The following is a 23,150-nucleotide window of genomic DNA, read 5'->3' on the forward strand; positions in this document are numbered from 1 at the left end:
ACAGTTGTGTTTCTGGTTTTTAAACGGCGATTTTTTCTCACTCCGGTCTGGACTCCCTGCTCGGCTCTTTGTGTTTTTTTCTGCTTTTTTTCGCCTTCGCCCTTCCCGTACAATAGCCAGCGCTGTGCTGCTCTTAGGCGGCTTATTAAAGGACAGGAAACACATGAATTTCATTTTTCGTGGAAATGAAATATTGGTCAGCAGCCAAGAAGGACAAGCCTTGATTCCCGCCAAACCCGCGCTGGATTTAGCGCCGGCGCAATGGCATGCGCTTTTTCCGGGTGATGATTGTCAGGATTTTGCCTGCCACGTAGCCGCAGAGACCCCGGCTCCAGACGGTTTTATCTTCCGCCACTTGCGCGGCGTGCTGTCGCAGCTGGACGATCAAGCCAGTATTGTGAATCGGGCATTTCAGGTTTCGGAATGGGCACGAAGCCATCGCTACTGTGGTGTGTGCGGTTCGGGCATGGAGCGTGTGAAGCATGAACTGTGTTTTCGCTGCACCTCCTGTGGCTTCTCGGCTTATCCACGAATCTCCCCGGCCATGATGGTGCTGATCCGCGACAAGGATCGTATCTTGCTGGCCAGCCATTCCACCTATGCAACGGCGCGCTACACCGCCCTGGCAGGTTTTGTGGAGGCTGGAGAGAATCTGGAAGAAGCCATTCACCGCGAGGTCATGGAGGAAGTGGGGCTACTCGTGGACAATATCCAGTATTTCGGCAGCCAGTCCTGGCCTTTCCCGCATTCTTTGATGGTGGCTTATACCGCCGAGTACGCCGGTGGCGATTTGCGCATTCAGGCGGACGAGATCAATGACGCGCGCTGGTTTGGCCCTGGTGACGTCCTGCCCGATCTGCCCCATACCGATTCCATTGCGGGTCGTTTGATTCGGGCCAATTTACCGGGTCAGGCCAAACGTTAAAGCGTGATTCAGGTCGCCAGATGGGTGGCGACATTACGCAGCATGCGGCCCAGGTCCTCGCGCTCATTCGGATTGAGCACAGACAGCGCATCATCAATCATTTTCTTGGCGGCGGGCCAGACTTGTGCATAGCGCTCACGGCCCGTTTCGCTCAAGTAGACGCGCATATAGCGACTGTCGTTTTCATCCGTGCGGCGCTGCACCAATTCGCGCTCTTCCATCTGGTCAATCACCCGGCTCAAGACCGGCTGATGCACCACAATGGCCTTGGCAATTTCCCCGATGCTGCGCCCGTCTTTATCCCACAGGTACTGCAAGACCCGGAAGTGCACATAGGTCATATTGTGCTCACGCAGGGTGGTCGATCTCAGGGTTTGGTCCAGCTTGTAGATAATGTTGGCCATCTGGAAGGCCAGATTGGTTTCTACACTGCTGTCAGGGATGGAGACGGGAGTTTTGCTCATAATGCCTTGGGAGAGTCAGTCCTGCGCTTGCCGCCCCATGAAACCGGAGCGACAAGCGGACCGTCAGTATACTAGCAGAGCTCTGCTTGGATGGTTCCCGTAGGCGTGTGACTGGCGGCGCGGAAAATCTGCGCGTAGCTCCAGGGATTGGCCATGGCAGAACGCACGACCTGCGTACGCACGGCATCGGGCAAGGCACTGATCTCGCCATACAGACAGGACCACTTCTGGCAGTGCTCCACAATCTCGCGTTCATTGTTTTCCCAGGCTTCCAGAGCTTCGGGGATGTCACGCGCATCCTGTACCTTTTCCAGGAAGGTGGCCAGAGCCAGACCATTTTGCATGGCCATGCCGCCACCCTGTCCCAGGTTGGGCGGTTGAGCGTGGGCGGCGTCACCCAGAATCGCCGTGCGTCCACTGGACCAGGTTTTGCAACGCGTCACACTGTAACGACCCCAACTGACCGGGCCGTCAGCGCGTTCAATCAGGTGAGCCCAATGCGGGAACAAGGCGGACCAGTATTCCTTGTCGATCTGGGTATTACTGGCGCGCACATCGTCGTGCGGGCAAGTCAGGGCCAGATAGGTTTGGGTTTCGCTTACCGGCGTAATCAGCAAGCGATGCAGACCATTCCAGTTCTCGATGTATTTTTGAGCATCTTGTTCATCGGTGTCGCCTGGCTTGCGCTCGATCATGGTGCGCAAGGCTCCCTCGCGGGTTTGCTCGTGCACCAGTTCCAGACCCAGAGATTGGCGGATGCGCGACCAGATACCATCAGCACCCACGACCAGATCAGCACGTAGACGCTCGCCCGAGGCCAGTTGAACTTCCCCGCGTGCGCTGGCGGCAATGACTTCGACATTGGTGCGAACTTTCACGCCCGCGCGCTTGCCCGCTTGCTCCAGCGATTTCAGCAATTGCGAGCGCATCACGGTAATCAGGCGACGATCGGGCGGTGTGGGGCCGCAATCGATAACTTCATTATTCAGATCGCGCTGCTCAAAATGGCTACCGTAGAAAGCGCCTTCAATCGCTTGTTCGTAAGCCCCCAGGGCTTTCAGAACGCGCAGGCCGTTTTCCCAGATATAGATACCGGAGCCATTGGCGCGCAATTCAGATTGGCGCTCCAGCACGGTGATATCCCAGCCGCGTTGCGCCAAAGCGGCGGCGGTTGCCAAGCCACCCAGGCCACCGCCTGCGATCAGGGCACTTAGTTTTTTATCGGACATGCTCGTTTCCTTAAACTTGCGCCCACAAAGGCAAAGAGTGATTGCTATCCAGAACGCGATCGCCAGCCAGAGTCACGTACCACTCGCTGAGCAAACCATCGGGATCACGCAAGAAGAAAGCGCGCTTCCAGGGCAGGTTCACATCGTGAACGGGAGTGATGTTCCGGGCTTTCAGGCGCTCCAGCGTCTGTTCCAGATCCTGGACGCTGGCCAGCTCGAAACTGCCATGCGAGAAGGAGGCTTCTGCATCACGCACCAGGATCAGGCTGTAATCATAATTGGCCAGACCAGCACGCAAGTAGACAACCTGCTCGTTTTCATAAACCACTTCCAGACCACCCACTTCGGTATAGAAGCGGCGCATGGCGTCCAGTTGGGCGGTACGCAATACGGCGTGGGTGACGCGGCGGGGTTGCACCGGGGCGTCGGCCACGGTTTCCAGAATCGGGTCGGAATCGTAGCGGCCTTCGGTAAAGGGTTCCTGGCCTTCAGGGTCCCAGCGGCTGGTCAGCAACTCCATGGGGCCACCCAGCACGCTGCGCCAGTCTTTAATGGTGTCGCAGTAGAACTCGTTGTAGTTGCCATCGGGGTCAAACATATAGACGCTATGGGCCACCTGGTGATCCACGGTCATGTCAATGTCGCGCCCCTGCTCTTTTGCGCGCTTCCAGCCTGCAACCAGTTCAGCCTCGTTTTCCAGCTCCCAGGCCAGGTGATTCAGGCCGGGTTTCAGGCCGATTGTTCCGGGCAGTTGCAGCAGACCATCGCGGCCATAACGATTCACGCCTTTGGTCGTTTCCATCATGCCCAGGTCATGAGGCGTGTGGCCGGTACCCAAAAAAGTGGCCACCAGATCAGGTTCGGTAAATTCCACTTTCAGGCCGCAAACCTGGCTGTAAAAATTTTCACCGCGTTGCAGCTCATCAACCCACAGGTTGACGTGGCCCAGACGGCGGGGCTCAAAGCACGCGGTTTGAGTGGAGTGGGAAGTTGCTTGTGTCATAGTCTCTCCTCCTGGGTATGACGATTCATGGTCTGCAACACGGCCAGCGTCAATGCGCTGTCGCTCTGTTCCAGATCCATCAAGACGTTGAAATGATTACGGTTCGGCACGGTCATGCTTTGCAACAGGCAGCCCGCCAGCTCGCATTGCCGGGCGTAGTGACGGCTTTGTTCTTGCATGACGGCCGGTTCCAGTGCGCCCCAGGCCACCAGCACAGGAACTCCCTGCGCGGGTGGATGCAAGGCCGGGCTGTAACGTTGGGCTTGTTTTTCGTCCAGCTGCAGCCAGTCATTCACGGCGGTCTGCAAGATGGGATGCAAATCCATCACGCCGCTGAGAATGCTGGCGCTGTGGATCAGGCGCTGTTCACGTTGGGCATCGGCCGCCAGCAACATGCCGCTTAAATGGCCTCCTGCCGAGCTGCCACTGATATGAATACGCTGCGGGTCGCCATTAAATTGCGCTGCGTGGGCGTGAACCCATTGCAAGGCGCGTTCGCATTGCGCCACGATTTGCGGCAAGCGGTAAGCCGGAGCCAGACCGTAGTCCAGGCAAATCACCGTGGCACCGGCGGCATGCAGGCTTTGCGCCATCATGGCCGAGTCGTCCTTGGACAACATGCGCCAGTAGCCACCATGAATGAAGAGATAAACCGGGGCACCGGCCTGGCTGGCCGCATAGATATCCAGTTTTTCTGCCGGGTCATCGCCGTAAGCGTGGGTGCTGAAACAGGTGCTCAAGGCAGCGCGGGCCCGTTCGCTGGCCTGCTTGTAGGCGGCCATTTCAGCGTCAAAATCAGCCACCGAGGCCTGGAGCCGGTATTGCTCCAGGTCTGCCGGATCGAAAACGAGTTTGTTCATTTCTTTATTCCGCCTGTGCCGATGGCAAGCGGTTCAACATGAGGAAACCAATGAAAACCAGCACTTCCACAGCCAGGAAGCTGCCAAAGGCCCAGATGTAGGAACCAGTCAGGCTCAGCAGCAAGCCCAACAAGGACGGTGCGACGAAGGTGGCGAACACGCCGCCCATCTCGGCATAGCCAGCGGCACAAGGGCCCAGGTTCACGCCATAGCGTTCACCCACGTAGCTGAAAATGGCGCCGCCATGAAACACCCCTACGCCGCAAAGAATGGCCACGATCAGCAAGCCGCTGTAGGGCAATGCCTGCCAGGCAACCAGAACACAGGCGCTGGCCGCCAGAATGGTGAGCCACATGCCCACACGCATCACACCAACACGAGTGAAGCGATCGCTGACGTAACCACCCAGAATCAGGAAAAAGACTTGGGACAAGCCCATGATGGTGCCGAACAAGGGGGCCTGCTCGGGGGCCATTGTCTGCACATCAATCAAGGCAGGAATCAGCCAGGTAGCCGTTGCGGCAACCGAGAACAAGGCACCAAAAATGGCCAGAATACCCACCCAGATCCAGGGTCGTGCGGCAATGGAGCGCAACACACCGGCATCGGTCTTGATCTTGTCGTGAGGATCTTGATAAGGACCGGCGCGCACTACCAGTTGCGTGATCAAACAGGCGCTTAACGTCAGCCCGCCCAGAACCAGAAAGAAAGCGCGCCAGCCATGCGCCATGGCGTAAGGCAGACCCAGGGCAAAATCCAGGGTAATGGCCAACGAATAGGCGGCCAGAATAATGCCCAGCACCAGGCCCTGGCGGCGTGGCGCAAACCATTGCATGACGATTTTCATGGACCCGACCCAGACGGCGGAATCAAAAAAGCCCACAACCAGACGCAGCAGAAAGAGCTGCGTGAAATCCTGCGCCTGAGTTTGCAACAGCATCAGCAAGCCGCTACCACCCAAGCCAATCAGGTACAGACGGGCCGAACTCATGGAGCGACCGCGTGGTGCCCAGAACAACATGCCCAGCGCAAACGAAACACCGAAAGCGCCCTGCACCAAGCCGGCTTGCGCGGGGCTTAGTGACAGGTCTGCCGACACAATTTTGATAACAGCTGCAAAGCCATAAAAGTCGGCCGCCAGGCACATTTCGCCCATCACGGCCATCAACAGCATGAGCAAGGCCACTGTGCCGCGTGGCTTGGCCTTGTCGAGCGGACTGCCCATAACCCCCTGTTCCACCATGTCATCCTCTCCTTTTGGATAAATGTTCAAGCTGAGTGTTTGTCAGGCACACTCTTCAATTGCTTTAAACATGAAGGATTATGGTGCTTTGATTTAATTCATGTCAATACATATGTATTGGTATATACCCTATAGTGAGGTGCCTTACGAATGGCATATCAGGGTTTTTCTCAGGTCTTTTTTAGGGGTAAAGCCAGGCAAATAGCGGCCAGAATGGCACAAATAAGGGTCACATCAGCCAGATCCCCCCACCAGGCTGACAAGGCCAAGCCCAGGCCCAGCAGCAAGCTGTACATCAAACCAAAGACCGCACCTGCCATACCCGCTACCGAGCGATAGTGCTGCAAGGCGCCGGACAAAAGGTTGGGAATCGCCACCGCGTAGGCCAGCGCAAGCAACATGGCAGGTAGTAGAAAAATCAGGTGTTTGCCTGCAAATTCCAAACCAATAGCCGCTACCGCCAACAGCGTGATACCCCGCCAAATCAGCCTGTGGGACGACTGCCCCGCTGCTAGCCAGCGGCGGTTCAAAAACGCACCCATGAACGTGCCCGCAGCCAACAGGACACCAGCAATCATCATGGGCCAGTTGTCCGAGCCCAGGCCTTGCAGCAAGAAGGGAGCCCACTGATAAAACGCAAAAATCGTGGTGTTGAACAGCGCCACCAGCAAAGCTGATTGCCAGATTGCGGGGTCTTTCAACAAGCGAATCAGAACCTGCCACAAGCTGCTGTGCTGACTTTGTGCGGGGCGGGTTTCAGGAAGTTGCAACAGGCTGACGCCCAGCAGAATCAAGGCCAGAACCAGCAGTCCGATAAAAACCGGCATCACTTGAGCACCCGAGGACAAAGCCACACCCATGGCCAAACCCAGCAAAGGGCTCAGCGCCAGAGCAGCCCCGATGGTGCCGAAAATCCTGGCCAGTTCTTCGGCCTGATAGCGGTCCCGCAGCATGGTTTGCACGCCAATGGAGCCGACCGCCGCACCAAATGCACTAATCATGCGAGCCAGCAAGAGCACCGTAAAATTCGGGCTGAACAGGGCCAGCAGACAACCCAGGCCATACACCGTCAAACCAGCCAGAACAGCTGGCCTGCGTCCTGCCCGATCGCACAGCCAACCCCAGAACAGTACACCGAGCGCAAAGGCAATAAAGTAGACGGACAAGGTTTGCCCCGCCTCACTGGCCGATACCGCGTAGCTCTGGGCAATAAGCGGCAAGGCGGGGCTATAGGCGGTCTCCACCACCTGCGGAAACATGATCAGGGCGATCATCAAGAGAAGAAAACGAGTCATGCCAATTCACACATCAATTTGAAAAGAATCAGCGTAGCTCTGGCCAGTTTTTTCTATTACACGTATTCTGATTAAAAACCCATGAAATCGGACAATCATGCCTTGGTTAGAAGCCAGTGACCCCTTTCCCGACCTGACAGGCCGCCATGTGCTGGGTATTGCCGCCCGTTTGGCACAACATGATTCCGGCCTGCACCAGCATCCCTGGGGCCAGATCCTGTACACGCACAGCGGCTGCATTACTGTCACCCTGGATCAGCAATTGTGCTTGTTGCCTCCGGGACGCTTGATCTGGATCCCCGCCCTGCTGCCGCATCAGGCGCAAATGAGCGAACAAGTAGATTACCGATCGGTGTATCTGGACCCGACTCATTACCCCGATTTGCCTTCGCAAGTCCAACTGCTGGCGGCAAACGATTTGCTGACCGCCGCGCTGGACCGTATCGCTCAAGCGGATCTGGATGAAAACTGGGCTCAGCCTCCGGGCTTACATGTCATGCTGGTCTTGCTGGACGAGCTGCAACGCGCACCCGATCAAGCCCTGTTTCTGCCCTTGCCCCAAGATAGCCGCTTACGGCAAATCCCGCTGGATACGCTGCCCCCCGCCCTGAATGAATTGGCAAGTTATTTGGGAGCGAGCGAGAAAACAATCAGCCGATTATTCAAGCGGGATACCGGCCTGAATTACCAACAGTGGCGACAGCAATGGCGTTTGCTCAAGGCAATTGAGCAACTTTCTACCGGGGGCCAGGTGACCCGCCTGGCTGCGGACTTGGGCTTTGCCAGCGACAGCGCTTTTATTGCCTTTTTCAAGGAGCAGACAGGGCTGACTCCCGGCCATTACGGTCGGCAAAAACGCTATTTTGATTAGCCCTTTATAAGGATAAGCATCGCGCTGCACTAGGGGATTCAACTAGTATAAGTGTCAAAGAATTGCTCCGTTTACTGTATATGGCAGTGCTATGATCAGTCGCTATTACGACTAAAAAAAAGAGGGGACCCTATGAAGCATTCATTTCGCCTGAGCCTGTTGGCAGCAACATGTTTAATGGCCGGTACGGCTTTGGCGCAAGCCAGTAATCCCATGATGGATACGGCGTTGAGCAAGGCCGATGCGCTGGAGCAGCAGGTTATTGAATGGCGCCGCCACATTCACCAGAATCCCGAGTTGTCTTACCAAGAGCACAACACAGCCGCTTATATCAAGGCGGCCTTGGAAACGATGCCCGGTTATCAGATTCAGACCGGCATTGCGCAAACTGGCGTCAAGGCCGTATTGAAAGGCGGAAAACCGGGCCCGGTTGTGGCCCTGCGTGCCGATATGGATGCCCTGCCTGTACAGGAACGCAATGACCTGCCCTTCAAGTCCGTTGCCAAAGGCACCTGGCAAGGCAAGGAAGTGTCGGTATCGCACGCTTGCGGTCATGACACTCACGTGGCCATGTTGTTAGGCGCGGCCAAGGTATTTTCGGACATGCGCGATGAACTGCCCGGCACGATTGTGCTGCTGTTCCAGCCTGCGGAAGAACAAGGCCCTGGCAAACCTTTGAGCGGTGCCAACGCCATGATGGCTGAAGGCGTGCTGGACCAGCCTAAAGTGGATGTGGTGATGGGCCAGCACATTGGACCCTCCTACCCTGCTGGCAGTATCGGCTACCGCCAAGGCAGCCTGATGGCCAGTGGCGATGTGTTCTCCATCTCTTTGGCAGGTAAAGGCGGCCATGGCTCCTCGCCCTGGAATGCCGCCTCGCCCGTGGTTGCTGCGGCTGAAACCGTTGTGGCCTTGAACAACATCATTGCCCAGCGCACCAATCCCCAGGACGGCACCACTGTGGTGACGGTAGGCTCGCTGCAAAGCGGTAACCGTCCCAATGTACTGCCTGAAAGTGCTGACATCAGTGGCACCGTGCGTTCCCTGTCCAAGCAGAACCAGGCAACGGCACATGAGCTGATTCAGCGTTATGCGCAAAACATTGCTGCGAACCATGATTTGAAGGCCACTGTGCGTATCGACACGGGCTACGAAGTTCTGGTCAGCGATCCTAAAGCCACCCAAACCGTGATTCCAGCTCTGGATCTGGCCACTGACGGGATTGGTGCCAAGGAAGTGGCCCCTGGCATGGGCTCCGAGGACTTCGGTGCGTTTGGCAAGAACGTGCCCGTGGTTTTCTGGCGTCTGAACGCCTCGCCCTATTCCGACAAGATGGGAGCACCTAACCATTCGCCTGAATTCATGATTGATGAAAAGGCTTTGCGCATCGGCACTCGTGCTTTGGTGGCCAGCTCTTTGACTTATATGATGGATCACAAAAAACCGTAGTCATCTTGATGGTTTCAGATGGAGAACAAAAAAACCGCGCCATTTATGGCGCGGTTTTCAATTCAACAGGCTTGTTTAGCGAATTTCCAGCTTCTTGGCCCCTGTTCCACTCTTTTTCTTGGGCAGAATCAGCTCCAGTACGCCGTTCTCGCATTTGGCGCTGGCCCGGGACTCGTCAATATCCTGCGCCAGGCTGAAGCGACGGGTCTGCACCCCGTAATAGCGCTCGCTGCGCAAGACCGTATCCCCGTCTTTCTCTTCCTGAGTACGACGGCTTTCCACGCGGATGGAAACAATATTGCCCTCCACGCTGACGTGGACGTCTTCTTTGTTGATGCCAGGCACTTCTGCGCTGACTTGATAGGCCTCTTCGTTCTCGTTGACATCCAGGCGGATGCTGGGCGGTGTATTTCCGGCCAGAGAGCCAACAACGGGGACGCGACGGAAGATGTCTTCAATATCTCGCCACGTGTCCAGACCTGCCAGATCCCCAAACGGATTAAAACGTGTCAAATTGCTTGCCATGCTTGATCTCCATTTTTCCTTTGCTGAGCCCTGCTGCAATGGAAGGCGTGGGCTCGGTCGCCTACGTAAGAGGAGATGAGGTTAGTCCCTGAGATTTCAAGTGCTTAGATTAAAAAAAACCGCCTTGCTCTCTAGGGAGACAAGGCGGCTAAAGGTACGACCTTATGTTCTTTTAGCAGCGTTTTATGGCTTCAGGTGCTACTTAAACCCGGCTTTGTGTGCAGCACAGCAGGCTGTTCGGGTGCCGGGTGTTCATCCGCAATAATCGGGATTTCCTTGCCGTCCTTGTCCATGATCTTGCCGTTTTCAACGTAGTCACCCTCGTTCAGGTTTACCACGTCCGAGACCCGCAGATAGCGGCCCCCACCGGCAGCAAAGACAGAAGGCTGATCAGGATTGCCCAAGGTGAAGTGGTTGAACAACAGGTTCAGCACAATCGCCACCAGGGCGGCCGAGCTGATGCCGGAGTGGAAAATCGTCGCAAACCAGACCGGGAAGTGCTCGTAGAACTTGGGAGCCACGATCGGAATCATGCCGGCACCGATAGCCGTGGCCACGATGATCAGATTCATATTGTTTTCGTAGTTCACCTTGGCCAGCGTACGGATGCCGCTGGCAGCGACGGTGCCAAACAGAACCATGCCCGCGCCACCCAATACGGCTGGGGGAACAGCGGCAACCAGCCGGCCCATGATGGGCAGCAGGCCCAGCGCGATCAGAATCAAGCCACCAAAGGCCACGACGTAGCGGCTTTTCACGCCGGTTACCGCCACCAGACCGACGTTCTGGGCAAAGGCGCTTTGTGTGAAGGAGCCAAATACAGGGGCAATCAGGCTGGAGAGCATATCGGCGCGCAGCCCATCGCCCAGACGACGAGCATCGACTTTGGTGTCGATAATGTCACCCACGGCCAGAATATCAGCCGAGGTTTCCACCAGCGTAACGATGATCACAATGAACATGGAGATGATCGCGGCAGTCTGGAAGGTAGGCATGCCAAAGTGGAACAGGCTGGGCAAGGCAAAGACCTCACCTTCGCTGACGGCGGAGAAATCTGCATGGCCCATGGCAACCGCAATAACAGTACCGATGATAATGGCCAGCAAGATGGACAGGCGGGAGATGGTGGCGCTGCCCAGCTTGCTTAACAGGAGCACGATCACCAAAGTCATGGCGGCCAGGGAGATATTGCCTACGCTGCCAAAATCCGGTGCCGAAGGGTTGCCACCCATGGCCCAGAATGCGGCCACCGGCATCAAGGTCAGGCCGATGGTTGTGATCACGCAGCCTGTCACCAAGGGCGGGAAGAAACGAATCACCCGTGAAAAAACCGGCGTAATCAGCAGGCCGATTAGCGAAGCGACAATGACCGCGCCAAATACGGCTGGCAAACCGCCGCCCGTACCCAAAATGGCGATCATGGTGGCGACGCCAGAAAACGACACCCCTTGAACCAGCGGCAAGCGGCAACCAAAAAACGGCACGCCCAATGTTTGCAGCAAGGTGGCCAGACCACCCATGAACAAGCAGGCGGTAATCAGCAAACCTGTTTCACTGGCAGGCAGACCAGCAGCCTCGCCAATAATCAGGGGCACGGCAATAATGCCGCCGTACATGGTCAATACGTGTTGAAAGCCATAGGCCAGATTCGCGCCCAGGCCAAGATTCTCGTCTTCGGGGCGTTGAGCAGTCGCTGCACCCGTCGCCCTTGTCGGTGTTGTCATTGTTTGTCTCCGAAAATAAATAGGCAGGGCTCTAGAGGCCCTGTCACTACTGAACTCAAGCTGTCGCTACGGTATCGAGTACCTTGTCGCGCAAACGACGCGCAGCGGCTTGATGGCGTTGCATCAGGTCTTGCAAATCAATGCCGCAGGGTTGGCCGTCAATCACGCGCCACTGACCAGCGACCATTACGCGGTCGGCTCGGTCCGCGCCGCAAAGCAGCAAGGCGGCCAAGGGATTTTCTGCGCCGGAAAAGCGCAATTCATCCAGGGTGAACAAGGCCAGGTCGGCCTGCTGTCCGACGTTCAGGCCACCAATATCCTCGCGCCCCAAACAGCGGGCCGAGCCTTGAGTCGCCCAACGGATAACGGCTTGATGGGTGACCTGGCCCGGCTCGTAGCGCAGGCGGCCCAGCAAGAGTGCCTGTCGCATCTCTTGAGCCAGATTGGAGTGGTCATTGGAGGCCGAGCCGTCTACGGCCAGACCGACGGGGGCACCGGCGGCTTCCAGCTCGATGGTGCGGCATAGGCCGCTGCCCAGGACCATATTGGACGAGGGGCAATGGGCAATACCCGTGCCTGCGCGGCCCAGGCGCTGGATTTCTTCGTCGTTGAAGTGAATGCCGTGCGCCAGCCAGGTGCGATTGCTTAACCAGCCCTGCTGATCCAGATAGTCAAGTGGACGCATGCCAAAGAGGCGTTCGCAGTAGGCGGTTTCATCGTCGGTTTCAGCCAGGTGCGTGTGCAGGCGTACGTCTTCGCGTTCAGCCAGCTTGGCGCTTTCGCTCATCAGCTCGCGGCTGACGGAGAAAGGCGAACACGGGGCCAGGGCCAGCGTAATCATCGCCCCATCCTCGCGCTGGTGATATTGGCGAATCAGGCGCAGGCTGTCGTCCAGAATGGTTTGTTCGTCCTGTACGACGTTTTGCGGGGGCAAGCCACCCTGGTCACGGCCTACGCTCATGGAACCACGCGTCAATGCGGCACGTACGCCCAAACGTTGAGCCGTTTCTGCCTGGCAATCAATGGCATGTTGCAAGGCGCCCGAAAACACATAGTGGTGATCGGCCACCGTCGTACAGCCCGATTGCAGCAGTTCCACCATGGCCAGCTCGCTGGCTACCTGCATTTGCTCGTCGTCCAGACCGGCCCAGACGTCATACAGCGTGGTTAGCCAGGGGAACAAGGGTTTGTTCAGGGCGGGGGTATAGGCCCGTGTCAGGGTTTGGTAAAAGTGATGATGCGTATTCACCAAACCAGGCAGCAAAACGTGCCGGGAAGCATCCCAGTTTTGGTCGTAAGCCTGCTTGGGCTGCTGACCGGCGGCTACTTTTTCGATGATGCGACTGTCTTGCACCAGGACGCCACCGGCAGCTTGCGCATCTGAACAGGCCAGTGGATCGCGAATCCACAGGATCGGGGAACGGCTAGTCATTATTGAGTCTCCTGCGTTTTATTTGCTTTTTATTGTTGTCAGTTCGACTTGCCGACTTATATACCCGTTGTGATAAGGGTTATTTGGGGCCGAACCATAGCCATGCCCTTTTCCGCTCCAAGCCTTGAGTCTTGCTGGGCCATTCAGGAACTCTTATGTCTTCTATAAGGATTCTTATATAGAGAGCTGCCGTTTTTTTTACGGCATGTCGCGACATAAAAAACTTGCTCAAAATCAGGATTTATCCTCTGGACAAAAACCGGGGATTATTGTCCTTTAATCACTTAAAGCCTAAATCATTGACTCGCTTAAGAATTTATTTATTGGCATAAAAAAACATATAAACCCGCATATCCACACATTTTGACCGTGCCTGTTCAGTCATGTTAATGATGTCGCCAAGCGCACTAAAAGCGCTGTTGTGCGGACCTCGCACACATTATTCGGAGAACACATGCAGCATATAAAAATCAAACCCGGCGCACCCCTGGCCGAGCAAGCTGAAATCGGGCACAACCGATGGCACCCGGACATTCCAGACCTGACCAGCGTGAAACCTGGCGAAGAAATGATTCTGGAATGCATGGACTTTCTGGACGCCCAGATCAAAAACACGGACAGCGCCAACGACGTACGCGATGTTGATCTGACCCGCGCTCACCCTCTGACCGGCCCTATCCATGTAGAGGGCGCTGAGCCAGGCGACATTCTGGTGGTGGATCTGCTGGATATTCGCGCCATTACTCCTGTAGGTTTCTCGGGTATTTTTGCCAAGGAAAATGGCGGTGGCTTTTTGGCCGAGCATTTCCCCGAAGCCGACAAGGCCATCTGGGACCTGCATGGTGTTTACGCCACTTCGCGTCACATCCCTGGCGTACGCATTGCGGCCATGATGCACCCCGGCCTGATTGGCACCCTGCCCTCGCACGACCTGCTGCGCGAGTGGAATCGCCGTGAAGCCCTGCTGGTGCCCAAGGGCCACGCCAACCCGCCCGATGCCAAAACAGCCGTATTACGCGGTGTGAAAGGCGCGGAATTTGACCGCATGGCGGCAGAAGCTGCCCGTACCGTGCCGCCACGTGAGCACGGCGGCAACCTGGACATCAAGAACCTGACCATTGGCTCGCGGATTTACTTCCCCGTCTATGTGAAGGGAGCTGGCCTGTCCATGGGTGACTTGCACTTCTCCCAGGGCGATGGCGAAATCTCCTTCTGTGGCGCCATTGAAATGGACGGCGCGGCCCACCTTGGCTTTGATCTCATCAAAGGCGGTATGGCCAAATACAATCTGACCGCGCCTATCTATGTTCCAGGCCGTCACGATCCCAAGTACGATCAGTGGATGCACTTCACCGGCATCAGTGTGGAAGAAGGCGTCAACTACTACCTGGATTCCACGGTTGCTTACCGTCAAGCCTGTCTGGCTGCGATCGATTACATCAGCCGCACGACTGACCTGTCGCGCGCACAGGCGTACATGCTGCTGACAGCGGCTCCAGTTGAAGGCCGTTACGGTGGCGTGGTGGATCTGCCCAACAGCTCTGCTTCTCTGGCATTGCCTACCGGTATTTTTGATACCGATATTCTGCCTAAAGGTGCCTTGAATGATGCGGCCCGTTTCGGCCGCCCTGGTACACGCTGTAACCTGACCTGATCGGTCTCCGGCCCTGGCTTCTTTTAGAGGCCAGGGCTCGCTTTACTCGGATTCGCCATGCCTTTGTACGACTACCTTTGTAATCATTGCCTGCAACGCAGCAGCCATCTGCGCAGCATTGCCACCCGCAATGCCCCCCAGACCTGCCCTGCTTGTGAAAAAGGCAGCCTCTTGCTGCAAATAAGCGCACCGCGCCGTCTGTTCAGCAAAGCCAGCCCCACACGTGGCCTGACGCCTCAGCAAGCCCTGGCAGGCAATAATGTGACCGGGCCTGGCACCCGTTCCAGCACCCGGAATTCCGTGATTCATACTTGTATGGGCCCTGGCTGCAGCGTTTGCGCCTAAATACAAGCTGCTCTCTTGCTACGCAAGCTGTCAGCCTTGACAGGCCGCTGCTTTGAGTGCGGCGGACCTGGCCAAGCGTGAATTTGTGCCGTTAAATGTGTTGGTTTTACGAGATTAACGCCTTGTAACATGGCCAGCCCTGCTTATAATCGGGAATCAATCTCATTATCACTGGGTGTTCATTATGTCGGTGTCCTCGTCTTTCGCCGCTAAGCGCCACATGCCTAGCGGCGTATCTTTTATGCCTTTAAGCAGTCTGGCCGTAGCTTTATTGTTGGCATTTCCCTATCAGACGCAAGCGCAAGAGGTCGAGGAGCTGGACCGCATTGTGGTCAAGGCCGAGCAGGAGCTCAAGCAAACCTTGGGTTCGTCCATCATCACTGCTGAGGACATCCAGAAATCCCCTCCCGCCAACGATATCTCCGAAGTGTTACGTACCATGCCGGGTGTCAACTTGACCGGCAACTCGGCCAGCGGCCAGCGCGGCAACAATCGCCAGATCGATATTCGTGGCATGGGCCCGGAAAACACCATGATCCTGATTGACGGCAAACCCGTCAGCTCTCGCTCTGCCGTGCGGTTTGGCTGGCGTGGCGAGCGCGATTCGCGTGGTGACACTAACTGGGTGCCTGCCGAACAGATCGAACGAGTGGAAGTGTTGCGCGGCCCGGCAGCGGCCCGTTACGGAAACGGCGCTGCGGGTGGTGTGGTCAACATCATCACCAAACCGACAACAGACACCTTCCAGGGCACTTACTCCCTGTACGGCAACCTGCCCGAGCATAGCGATGAAGGCGCTACGCGTCGCATGAGCTTTGGTTTGAGCGGCCCGATCAGCGAATCCCTGTCCTTCCGTTTGTACGGAAACCTGAACAAGACAGATTCAGACGATCCGGAGATCAATAAAGGACATCAGACCGAGCGCGGAGGTGCCAATGCGAACAGCTTGCCGGCCGGCCGTGAGGGTGTGCGTAACAAGGACATCAATGGTTTGCTGTCCTGGCGTCTGGATACTCGCCAAACCGTGGATCTGGAGGCTTCTTATAGCCGTCAGGGCAATATCTACACGGGTGATACCCAGAACACGAATACCAATGACGAGGTGAAACGTCAATTGGGCGACGAAACCAACAAGATGTATCGCCAAAGCTACTCGCTGACGCATCGTGGCGACTGGAACGACAAGACAAATTCCCTGGCCTACTTCCAGTACGAAAAGACGCGCAACTATCGTCTGCTTGAAGGTCTGGCCGGTGGTACTGAAGGCGCCTTTAACGATCCAACTCGTGTAAACGACGGTGGTTTTGGCACCGCAGACTTGACGACTCTTACGGCCCACGCCGAAGCCAGCCATCAATTCAAGACCGGCAGCGTTGAGCAGTACGCCACGATCGGCATGGAATGGGTAGGACAGGAGTTGAATGACCAGTCGTCAGATTTGGCACAGCGCAACCCGACTCGTATTCCAGGCGTCCCCAATAAATACAAACCCAAGTCACGGGCGAATATCTACTCTGTTTTTGCAGAAAACAATATTTATGCGACGGACAAGACGACCGTTACCCCCGGTCTGCGGTTTGACTATCACGACAAACACGGCAGCAATTGGAGCCCTTCGCTGAACCTGACGCATGCCGTGACGGATAACTGGTTGCTGAAAGCCGGTATTGCCCGCGCTTACAAGGCTCCCAACCTGTATCAAAGCAATGATGGCTACACCTTGTACAGCCTGGGTAACGGCTGCTGGGGCAATACCACGGGCAGCAGTACGGGTTGTTTCCTGCAAGGTAATTCGGACTTGAAGGCTGAAACCAGCATCAACAAAGAGCTGGGTGTCGAGTACGTGGGTGATAATGGCCTGGGTGCCAGCTTGACCTACTTCCACAACGATTACCGCAACAAAGTAGAAGCTGGTCGTTTTGCCGTGGATAGCTTTACGGCCTTGAACAATCAGCAATTGATCCTGCAATGGGAAAATATTCCCAAAGCCGTGGTTTCTGGTCTGGAAGGTAACTTGACCCTGCCTCTGGCTGAAAACTGGATGTGGTCCACCAACTTTACCTACATGATCGAGTCCAAAAACAAGACCACAGGTGAAGCGCTATCGACCATTCCCAAGTACACCATCAACACAACTTTGGACTGGAACGTGAATGCTGACTGGTCGCTGCGCGCCAAGGCAACCTTCTACGGCGAGCAAAAGCCACCGAAATACGATTACTACGGTCAGCCTTTGACGGGTTCTGCAACCGACAAGGTCTCCCCTTACGCCTTGTTTGGTTTGAGCACGCAGTACAAGATCAACAAGCATTTCCGGATCAATGCAGGGGTTGATAACCTCTTTGACAAGCGTCTGTTCCGCCGCGGCAACGCCATCGGGGTGAACCTGGGTACACCCAACTACATCTACGGTGCCGGCGCTCATACGTTCAACCAACCAGGTCGCACTTTCTTCCTGGGATTGAGCGGGACGTTCTAAGCGTCTTCGTCTGCAGGCAAGATACCTGTCGCCCCTCCCCAGAACGGAGGGGCGTTTTTTTATGCCTGACAAATACAGCCGTGCGTCAACATTTCAACCTTTAAATGTTCTTTTTGACCTTCATCAAGACTGGAACTTTGTATTCTTCATATGCTTATAACTACAAATAATGTAAATGGGTTCAACCCAAGCATAAAAAGGAAAACACATGATTCCAAGCTCCGAGCCCAAAAAGGGCAAGCGACGTTTTCTTAAGGAGTTGCTGGGCCTGAGTGCCGGAGCCACGATTATTCCTATTCAGCCTGTTCAGGCCGCAATGAACAGCCAACCTCCACGACGTAGCGGTGGGAAAGATGGGGCCCGCTACGGCATGGTGGTTGATCTAAGAAAATGTATCGGTTGCCAGGCCTGTACGGTCAGCTGTTCTATCGAAAATGCACCACCTATCGGGCAGTTCCGTACCACGGTTCTGCAATACGAGGTGCTCGATGAACAGCAGCAGGCGGCCATGCTGAGCCTGCCACGCCTCTGTAACCACTGCGACAACCCGCCCTGTGTGCCGGTCTGCCCTGTACAGGCGACGTTCCAGCGCGAAGATGGTGTGGTGCTGGTCGACAACGAGCGCTGTGTCGGCTGTGCCTACTGTGTGCAAGCCTGTCCTTACGATGCCCGTTTCATTAACCATGAAACACAAACCGCCGACAAATGCACCTTTTGCGAGCACCGCCTGGAAGTGGGCCTGTTGCCCGCCTGTGTGGAAAGCTGCGTTGGTGGCGCGCGCGTCATTGGCGATATGAACGATGAAACCAGCACGATTTCCCAGTTGCTCAAAGAGCACAAAGAGGAAATCCGCGTACTCAAACCCGGCATGAATACCAGCCCGCATGTGTTCTACATCGGTTTGCCGGACGAGTTCGTCGATGGTGTGGATGGCCAGGCCAGTGTGCGTCTGACCAATCAGTTCTAAGGGGCCGCTATGTCTATTATCGAAATTCTGACCCCCGCCTATGAAGTTGCCTGGTTACCTTGGGCGGTCCAATATTTTTTCCTGGTCGGTATGGCCGCCACCAGCACTGTATGGGTGTGGCGTTGCGCCTGGTCCAGCGATAGTGCTTTGCGTCGTCTGGAGCCCGCTCTGATGATTGTGCTGCTGTGTAGCAGCATTGCCGCTCCTGTGTCCTTGCTGGCTGACTTGCACCAACCCGGCCGCTTCTGGCATTTCTACGCCCATTTCACTCCCTGGTCGTGGATGTCGCTGGGTGCCGTACTGCTGCCCCTGTTCGTCGGCCTGTCCATGGCCAACGTGCTGGCCTGGTGGTTGAACAAACGTGTACTGTGGCGCTGGTTGAGCCTGGCTCTGCTGGTTTCGGCCTTGTCGATTCTGGTTTACAGCGGTTTTGAAGTGATGGTGCTGCGTTCACGTCCCTTGTGGAATACCGCATTCCTGCCTATCAACTTCGCCTTGACGGCTGCTCTGGCCAGTTTGGGTGCCATCCTGCTGGTGGCTCGCCTCTTGCCAGGTGGCGTAGCTAATTTACCGCTGGAATACGTACGCCGCTGGTCCCTGGGTGTCGTCCTGACCCTGATTGTGGTCGCCCTGTTCTGGGTTGGTTCGGGTCTGTTGGGTTATAGCCATTCCTTCGGCGCGGCCTGGGAACTGTTCCAGAGCTACCCGGTATGGCGTTTGGGCTTTCTGGGCTCTTCAGCGTTTGGCCTGCTGTTGCTGTATATGCTCAGCCGTCCAATCAGCACCCTGCAAGGTAATCTTTACAGCTTGTTCTGTGCGGCTTTCATGCTCGGCTCGGCCTGGGTGTTTCGCTGGATTATTTTCATGGCGGTACAGGGTGTGCCCAAATACGGCGCCGGTTTGTACCTCTACACCATGCCCTTAGGCAGCGATGGTCTGCTGGGGATGCTGGGTGTGCTGGGCTTATGTATTGCCTTGCTCGCCGCCAGCACCACCCTGCTCTCTCTGTTCCCGGCCCGCCGTTCGTCTTTGACGGCCTAGGCCCACAGACTCACTAGCTTTCAGGTACTTATCGTCATGAGCAAGAAAAAAGAAACCCCTAACCTGTCGCGTCGACAGGTATTGACCCGCGGCGGCGCTGCTGTGGGTGGCCTGGCTGTTTTTGCGGCAGGTTATAGCGACACCGTGGTCAAGGCGGTGCAAGGTCTGGGCCAAGGTACCGCCGGTGTGCCGACCGCACACGCCACCCGTGGCAACTCCTTGCAAGCCGAATTCCGCATTGACCCGATTACGGGTTTGCTGGATACACAGCCTGGTCAGATCGTGAGCCCTTCCAGCTGCCTGGGCTGCTGGACACAGTGTGGCGTGCGTGTGCGCATTGATACGGAGAACAACAAGATTCTGCGTATTGCCGGCAACCCTTACCATCCTCTGGCAACCACGCAGTCTGCTCCTATGGAGCAGCCCGTACGCGAGGTTTACGCCATGCTGGGCGGTGAAAACGGCTTGGAAGGTCGTGCCAGCGCCTGTGCCCGTGGTGCTTCCATGCTGGAACAGCACAGCAGTCCTTACCGTGTTCTGTCGCCTTTAAAGCGTGTTGGCCCCCGTGGTTCGGGTCAATGGGAACGCATCAGCTTTGAACAGCTGATTGAAGAAGTCTGCGAAGGCGGCGACCTGTTCAAGGAAGGTCATGTCGACGGTTTGCGTGCTATTTGGGATCACGAAACCCTGATTGATCCGCAAAACCCCGAGTTTGGTCCGCTGGCCAACCAGTTGCTGTTCACGGATGCCGCTAACGAAGGCCGTACACCGCTGGTCAAACGCTTTGCCGAGCAAGCTTTTGGCACGATCAACGTCAGCAACCACGGTTCTTACTGTGGCCAAAGCTTCCGTGTCGGCACGGGTGCGGCCATGGGCGATATCAAAGGCATGCCACACGGCAAGCCTGACTGGAAAAACGCCCGATTTGGTCTGTTTATTGGTGCTGCGCCGGCTCAATCCGGTAACCCTTTCCAGCGCCAAGGCCGTGAATTGGCAGAAGCCCGCTCGCGTCCTGAAAACACCTTTAAATACGTGGTGGTTTCCCCGATTCTGCCCACCTCGTCCAGCCTGGCTTCGGGCAGTGGCAACCGTTGGCAGCCTGTTCTGCCCGGCACTGACCTGTCGTTGGTCATGGGCATGTTGCGCTGGATTCTGGAACAAGAGCGATTTGATGCAGAGCACCTGTCCCTGCCCCACGCACCTGCCGAGCAGGACGAAAACACCGCTTCCTGGACTAACGCCAGCCATTTGCTGATCGCTGACCCTGAACACCCAGGCTTTGGCCGCTATTTGCGCGGTATAGACCTGGGTTGGGAAGTGGCCGAAGGCACTGAATCGCCCTTTATCGTCCAGGACGAACAAGGTGAACTGCGCGCCCACACCGATCTGGATCGCGCCACGCTATTTGTTGACCGTAGCGTTGAGCTGGAAGGCAAGGATGTGCGCGTTTGTACTGCGTTGAACATGCTGCGCGAGCGCAGTCAGGAAAAATCCATTGCCGACTACGCCAAGGGCTGCGGCATGGACGAAGAAACCCTGATCGAGCTGGCCCGTGAGTTCACCAGCTACGGCCGCCAAGCTGTAGCCGATGCGCACGGCGGCACCATGAACGGTTCCGGCTTCTACACGGCTTACGCCATTGCCATGTTGAATACGCTGGTGGGCAACCTGAATCTGAAAGGTGGTTTGGTGCTGGACGCCGGCCCATTTGGTCCATTTGGCCCCGGCCCACGCTACAACTTCGCTCAATTCCCCGGAAAAGTGACGGCCAAAGGCGTGTCCTTGTCGCGTCATCGCTTCGCTTACGAAAAATCCAGCGAATTCAAGCGTCGTCAGGCGAATGGTGAAGCCCTGTATCCGGCTCCTGCTCCCTGGTACCCCGCCGTGGGTGCTTTGAGCAGCGAAATGATTGCATCGGGCCTGAACGGCTACCCTTACACCAGCAAAGTGTGGATCAACCACATGAGCAACCCGGTCTACGCAATTGCAGGCTTTAAAAATGCCTTGCTGCACAAACTGAAAGACCCTGCTGTGCTGCCTTTGTCGATTTCGATCAACCCGTTCATCAACGAAACCAACGCCTACGCAGACTACATCGTGCCAGACACGGTAACTTACGAAAGCTGGGGTGTTTCAGCGCCTTGGGCCGATGTAATCGCCAAGTCCTCGACCCTGCGTTGGCCTGTGGTACAGCCGCGTGTGGATCGCACGGCTGATGGTCAGCCCATTAATCTGGAAAGTTTCCTGTTTGCAGTAGCCTTGCGTCTGGAATTGCCAGGTTTTGGTAAAGGCGTTCTGAAAGACAAGGCAGGCAATGCCCATGATTTGCTGCGCGCCGAGGATTTTTATCTGCGTGGCATGGCCAATATCGCTTTTGGTGCTGGCCGCCCGGTTGGCGACGCATCCGACGACGATATGCGCATGACAGGTGTGGATCGCCTCTTCCCGGATCTGCAAGCGCGCCTGCATCCTGAAGAGCAGCGCAAAGTGGCGATGTTGCTGACTCGTGGCGGCCGGTTCGACCGCATTGAGAACGCCTGGAAAGGTAATCAGCTGAAGAACCGTTATGACAACGCTTTGCAGATCTGGAACGAGGAATTGGCCAAGATGCGTCACACCATGACGGGTGAGCGTCTGAGTGGCTGCCCAACCTGGTACCCTACCCGTCTGGCCGACGGCAGCCCAATGCGTGAGCATTTCTCGGAACAAGAGTGGCCATTGCTGATGAGCTCCTACAAATCCAATTTGATGAGTTCCATGTCTATCGGTATGTCCCGTCTGCGTCAGGTGCACCCGCACAACCCGATTTCATTGAATCTGGAGGATGCAAAGAATATGGGCATCCGTAACGGTGATCGCATTCGCGTCAGCACACCAGGTGGTGCGGTTGAAGGTGTGGCTTTGGTGCGTGGCGGTATCATGCGCGGGGCCATTGCCATCGAGCACGGTTTTGGTCATACCGAGCTGGGTGCGCGCTCACACCAGATTGATGGCCAAGCTATGCCTCACCTGAACGATCTGGCTGCTGGCGTGAATTTGAACGAGTTGGGTTTTGCCGACCCAACCCGTGGTGATGGCCAGGACAACGTCTGGATTGACTGGGTTTCTGGCGCGGCCGTGCGCCAAGGCCTTCCAGCCAAGGTAGAGAAGTTGTCGGCCTAAAAGCGCCCCCTCTTTCAAGAGGTTTTTGAAAGATAAAAACGCCGATTGTCCTTTGGATGATCGGCGTTTTTTTTTGGCTTGCTTATGAGCGTATAGAGATTTGTTTGTTCAAAGCTCTAAGCTGTTCTTACAGAGAGATTTTGATGTGAATGTGTGGAGCAAGCGTATGGGAACAAGAAATACTCCCTATCAGTGCACTTCCTTCTGATGCCGTATCAACAAGCAAGCAAAGGGCAAGGAAAGCCGCCCTCTTTTTGCTGAAGACTATCTCTTCAATAAAGAAAACTCTTTTCCGTTAATTGCATTTTATGATTTCCAGGTTGATCTGCTTGATGTGTGAACTGGTGCATGGGTATAGGAAACGCGTTAAAATCGCATGATCTTCGCGGATATCTGTTCCGGATTTCCCCACTCTACATCCATCCCTACATCCCTACATCCCTACATCCCTACATCCCTACATCCCTACATCCCTACATCCC

Annotated in this window: 18 protein-coding genes; 9 read left to right on the plus strand and 9 right to left on the minus strand. The window is 56.0% G+C overall.

All coding sequences use genetic code 11. From position 1 onward, the window contains the following. Positions 1 to 163 precede the first annotated feature (163 nt). Complete coding sequence (gene nudC, locus Q9R35_RS04960) at positions 164 to 925, plus strand: NAD(+) diphosphatase (RefSeq protein WP_042480550.1); 762 nt, start codon at positions 164 to 166, stop codon at positions 923 to 925. An 8-nt stretch (positions 926 to 933) separates the two neighbouring features. Here the strand turns inward: nudC and Q9R35_RS04965 are convergent, their stop codons facing one another. The 6 genes from Q9R35_RS04965 to Q9R35_RS04990 all read right to left on the minus strand — a co-directional run bounded on the left by Q9R35_RS04965 (position 934) and on the right by Q9R35_RS04990 (position 7,019). Beyond that, positions 934 to 1,389 (minus strand): MarR family winged helix-turn-helix transcriptional regulator, encoded by a 456-nt coding sequence (locus Q9R35_RS04965; RefSeq protein ID WP_042480547.1) that lies wholly within the window; start codon positions 1,387 to 1,389, stop codon positions 934 to 936. Positions 1,390 to 1,460: 71 nt separating this feature from the next. After that, positions 1,461 to 2,618 carry an NAD(P)/FAD-dependent oxidoreductase gene (locus tag Q9R35_RS04970; RefSeq protein WP_042480545.1) on the minus strand — a complete coding sequence of 386 codons (1,158 nt, stop codon included), beginning with the start codon at positions 2,616 to 2,618 and terminating at the stop codon, positions 1,461 to 1,463. Between the two features lie 10 nt (positions 2,619 to 2,628). After that, positions 2,629 to 3,621 (minus strand): VOC family protein, encoded by a 993-nt coding sequence (locus Q9R35_RS04975; RefSeq protein WP_042480542.1) that lies wholly within the window; start codon positions 3,619 to 3,621, stop codon positions 2,629 to 2,631. Then, positions 3,618 to 4,481, minus strand: coding sequence for an alpha/beta hydrolase (locus Q9R35_RS04980; RefSeq protein ID WP_125304482.1), 864 nt, complete (start codon positions 4,479 to 4,481; stop codon positions 3,618 to 3,620). The genes Q9R35_RS04975 and Q9R35_RS04980 overlap by 4 nt, the downstream gene beginning before the upstream one ends. A gap of 4 nt (positions 4,482 to 4,485) precedes the next feature. Continuing rightward, complete coding sequence (locus Q9R35_RS04985) at positions 4,486 to 5,724, minus strand: nitrate/nitrite transporter (protein WP_125304483.1); 1,239 nt, start codon at positions 5,722 to 5,724, stop codon at positions 4,486 to 4,488. A gap of 170 nt (positions 5,725 to 5,894) precedes the next feature. Continuing rightward, on the minus strand, positions 5,895 to 7,019 hold the full coding sequence (locus tag Q9R35_RS04990) for an MFS transporter (protein ID WP_311219442.1): 1,125 nt from the start codon (positions 7,017 to 7,019) through the stop codon (positions 5,895 to 5,897). A 97-nt stretch (positions 7,020 to 7,116) separates the two neighbouring features. On the opposite strand from Q9R35_RS04990, the gene Q9R35_RS04995 reads away from it, so the two are divergent. Both Q9R35_RS04995 and Q9R35_RS05000 read left to right on the plus strand, forming a co-directional pair. Further along, positions 7,117 to 7,890 (plus strand): helix-turn-helix domain-containing protein, encoded by a 774-nt coding sequence (locus Q9R35_RS04995; RefSeq protein ID WP_063690173.1) that lies wholly within the window; start codon positions 7,117 to 7,119, stop codon positions 7,888 to 7,890. A gap of 132 nt (positions 7,891 to 8,022) precedes the next feature. Then, positions 8,023 to 9,339, plus strand: a complete 1,317-nt coding sequence (locus Q9R35_RS05000; RefSeq protein ID WP_026482608.1) for a M20 family metallopeptidase — start codon at positions 8,023 to 8,025, stop codon at positions 9,337 to 9,339. Positions 9,340 to 9,414: 75 nt separating this feature from the next. Here the strand turns inward: Q9R35_RS05000 and Q9R35_RS05005 are convergent, their stop codons facing one another. The 3 genes from Q9R35_RS05005 to Q9R35_RS05015 form a co-directional block, all read right to left on the minus strand. Continuing rightward, positions 9,415 to 9,864: an Hsp20/alpha crystallin family protein gene (locus Q9R35_RS05005; RefSeq protein WP_026482609.1), complete on the minus strand. Its 450-nt coding sequence runs from the start codon at positions 9,862 to 9,864 to the stop codon at positions 9,415 to 9,417. Positions 9,865 to 10,055: 191 nt separating this feature from the next. Then, positions 10,056 to 11,588 carry a nucleobase:cation symporter-2 family protein gene (locus tag Q9R35_RS05010; RefSeq protein ID WP_311219443.1) on the minus strand — a complete coding sequence of 511 codons (1,533 nt, stop codon included), beginning with the start codon at positions 11,586 to 11,588 and terminating at the stop codon, positions 10,056 to 10,058. 55 nt (positions 11,589 to 11,643) lie between these two features. Continuing rightward, positions 11,644 to 13,020: an 8-oxoguanine deaminase gene (locus Q9R35_RS05015; RefSeq protein ID WP_042480521.1), complete on the minus strand. Its 1,377-nt coding sequence runs from the start codon at positions 13,018 to 13,020 to the stop codon at positions 11,644 to 11,646. Positions 13,021 to 13,474: 454 nt separating this feature from the next. Here Q9R35_RS05015 and fmdA point away from each other — a divergent pair, with 454 nt between their 5' ends. The 6 genes from fmdA to Q9R35_RS05045 all read left to right on the plus strand — a co-directional run bounded on the left by fmdA (position 13,475) and on the right by Q9R35_RS05045 (position 22,668). Further along, entirely contained in the window at positions 13,475 to 14,674 is a 1,200-nt protein-coding gene (gene fmdA / locus Q9R35_RS05020) for a formamidase (RefSeq protein ID WP_042480518.1), read from the plus strand. Positions 14,675 to 14,731: 57 nt separating this feature from the next. After that, a complete protein-coding gene (locus Q9R35_RS05025) occupies positions 14,732 to 15,019 on the plus strand; it encodes an FmdB family zinc ribbon protein (RefSeq protein WP_311219444.1) in 288 nt (95 codons plus the stop codon). A gap of 241 nt (positions 15,020 to 15,260) precedes the next feature. Next, a complete protein-coding gene (locus Q9R35_RS05030) occupies positions 15,261 to 17,498 on the plus strand; it encodes a TonB-dependent siderophore receptor (RefSeq protein ID WP_096917382.1) in 2,238 nt (745 codons plus the stop codon). 208 nt (positions 17,499 to 17,706) lie between these two features. Next, complete coding sequence (dsrO, locus tag Q9R35_RS05035) at positions 17,707 to 18,465, plus strand: sulfate reduction electron transfer complex DsrMKJOP subunit DsrO (RefSeq protein ID WP_125304490.1); 759 nt, start codon at positions 17,707 to 17,709, stop codon at positions 18,463 to 18,465. Positions 18,466 to 18,474: 9 nt separating this feature from the next. Then, positions 18,475 to 19,506 (plus strand): NrfD/PsrC family molybdoenzyme membrane anchor subunit, encoded by a 1,032-nt coding sequence (gene nrfD / locus Q9R35_RS05040; RefSeq protein ID WP_063690165.1) that lies wholly within the window; start codon positions 18,475 to 18,477, stop codon positions 19,504 to 19,506. A gap of 36 nt (positions 19,507 to 19,542) precedes the next feature. Next, a complete protein-coding gene (locus tag Q9R35_RS05045; protein WP_311219445.1) occupies positions 19,543 to 22,668 on the plus strand; it encodes a tetrathionate reductase subunit A in 3,126 nt (1,041 codons plus the stop codon). Positions 22,669 to 23,150 lie beyond the last annotated feature (482 nt).

Origin of the sequence: Alcaligenes sp. AB3 (assembly GCF_031844565.1) — a bacterium.
Lineage (GTDB): Bacteria > Pseudomonadota > Gammaproteobacteria > Burkholderiales > Burkholderiaceae_B > Alcaligenes > Alcaligenes faecalis.

What these genes read in the sequence shown, in the direction of transcription:
- nudC (WP_042480550.1), top strand. Translation starts at nt 164, where the DNA reads ATGAATTTCATTTTTCGTGGAAATGAAATATTGGTCAGCAGCCAAGAA.
- Q9R35_RS04965 (WP_042480547.1), bottom strand. Translation starts at nt 1,389, where the DNA reads ATGAGCAAAACTCCCGTCTCCATCCCTGACAGCAGTGTAGAAACCAAT.
- Q9R35_RS04970 (WP_042480545.1), bottom strand. Translation starts at nt 2,618, where the DNA reads ATGTCCGATAAAAAACTAAGTGCCCTGATCGCAGGCGGTGGCCTGGGT.
- Q9R35_RS04975 (WP_042480542.1), bottom strand. Translation starts at nt 3,621, where the DNA reads ATGACACAAGCAACTTCCCACTCCACTCAAACCGCGTGCTTTGAGCCC.
- Q9R35_RS04980 (WP_125304482.1), bottom strand. Translation starts at nt 4,481, where the DNA reads ATGAACAAACTCGTTTTCGATCCGGCAGACCTGGAGCAATACCGGCTC.
- Q9R35_RS04985 (WP_125304483.1), bottom strand. Translation starts at nt 5,724, where the DNA reads ATGGTGGAACAGGGGGTTATGGGCAGTCCGCTCGACAAGGCCAAGCCA.
- Q9R35_RS04990 (WP_311219442.1), bottom strand. Translation starts at nt 7,019, where the DNA reads ATGACTCGTTTTCTTCTCTTGATGATCGCCCTGATCATGTTTCCGCAG.
- Q9R35_RS04995 (WP_063690173.1), top strand. Translation starts at nt 7,117, where the DNA reads ATGCCTTGGTTAGAAGCCAGTGACCCCTTTCCCGACCTGACAGGCCGC.
- Q9R35_RS05000 (WP_026482608.1), top strand. Translation starts at nt 8,023, where the DNA reads ATGAAGCATTCATTTCGCCTGAGCCTGTTGGCAGCAACATGTTTAATG.
- Q9R35_RS05005 (WP_026482609.1), bottom strand. Translation starts at nt 9,864, where the DNA reads ATGGCAAGCAATTTGACACGTTTTAATCCGTTTGGGGATCTGGCAGGT.
- Q9R35_RS05010 (WP_311219443.1), bottom strand. Translation starts at nt 11,588, where the DNA reads ATGACAACACCGACAAGGGCGACGGGTGCAGCGACTGCTCAACGCCCC.
- Q9R35_RS05015 (WP_042480521.1), bottom strand. Translation starts at nt 13,020, where the DNA reads ATGACTAGCCGTTCCCCGATCCTGTGGATTCGCGATCCACTGGCCTGT.
- fmdA (WP_042480518.1), top strand. Translation starts at nt 13,475, where the DNA reads ATGCAGCATATAAAAATCAAACCCGGCGCACCCCTGGCCGAGCAAGCT.
- Q9R35_RS05025 (WP_311219444.1), top strand. Translation starts at nt 14,732, where the DNA reads ATGCCTTTGTACGACTACCTTTGTAATCATTGCCTGCAACGCAGCAGC.
- Q9R35_RS05030 (WP_096917382.1), top strand. Translation starts at nt 15,261, where the DNA reads ATGCCTTTAAGCAGTCTGGCCGTAGCTTTATTGTTGGCATTTCCCTAT.
- dsrO (WP_125304490.1), top strand. Translation starts at nt 17,707, where the DNA reads ATGATTCCAAGCTCCGAGCCCAAAAAGGGCAAGCGACGTTTTCTTAAG.
- nrfD (WP_063690165.1), top strand. Translation starts at nt 18,475, where the DNA reads ATGTCTATTATCGAAATTCTGACCCCCGCCTATGAAGTTGCCTGGTTA.
- Q9R35_RS05045 (WP_311219445.1), top strand. Translation starts at nt 19,543, where the DNA reads ATGAGCAAGAAAAAAGAAACCCCTAACCTGTCGCGTCGACAGGTATTG.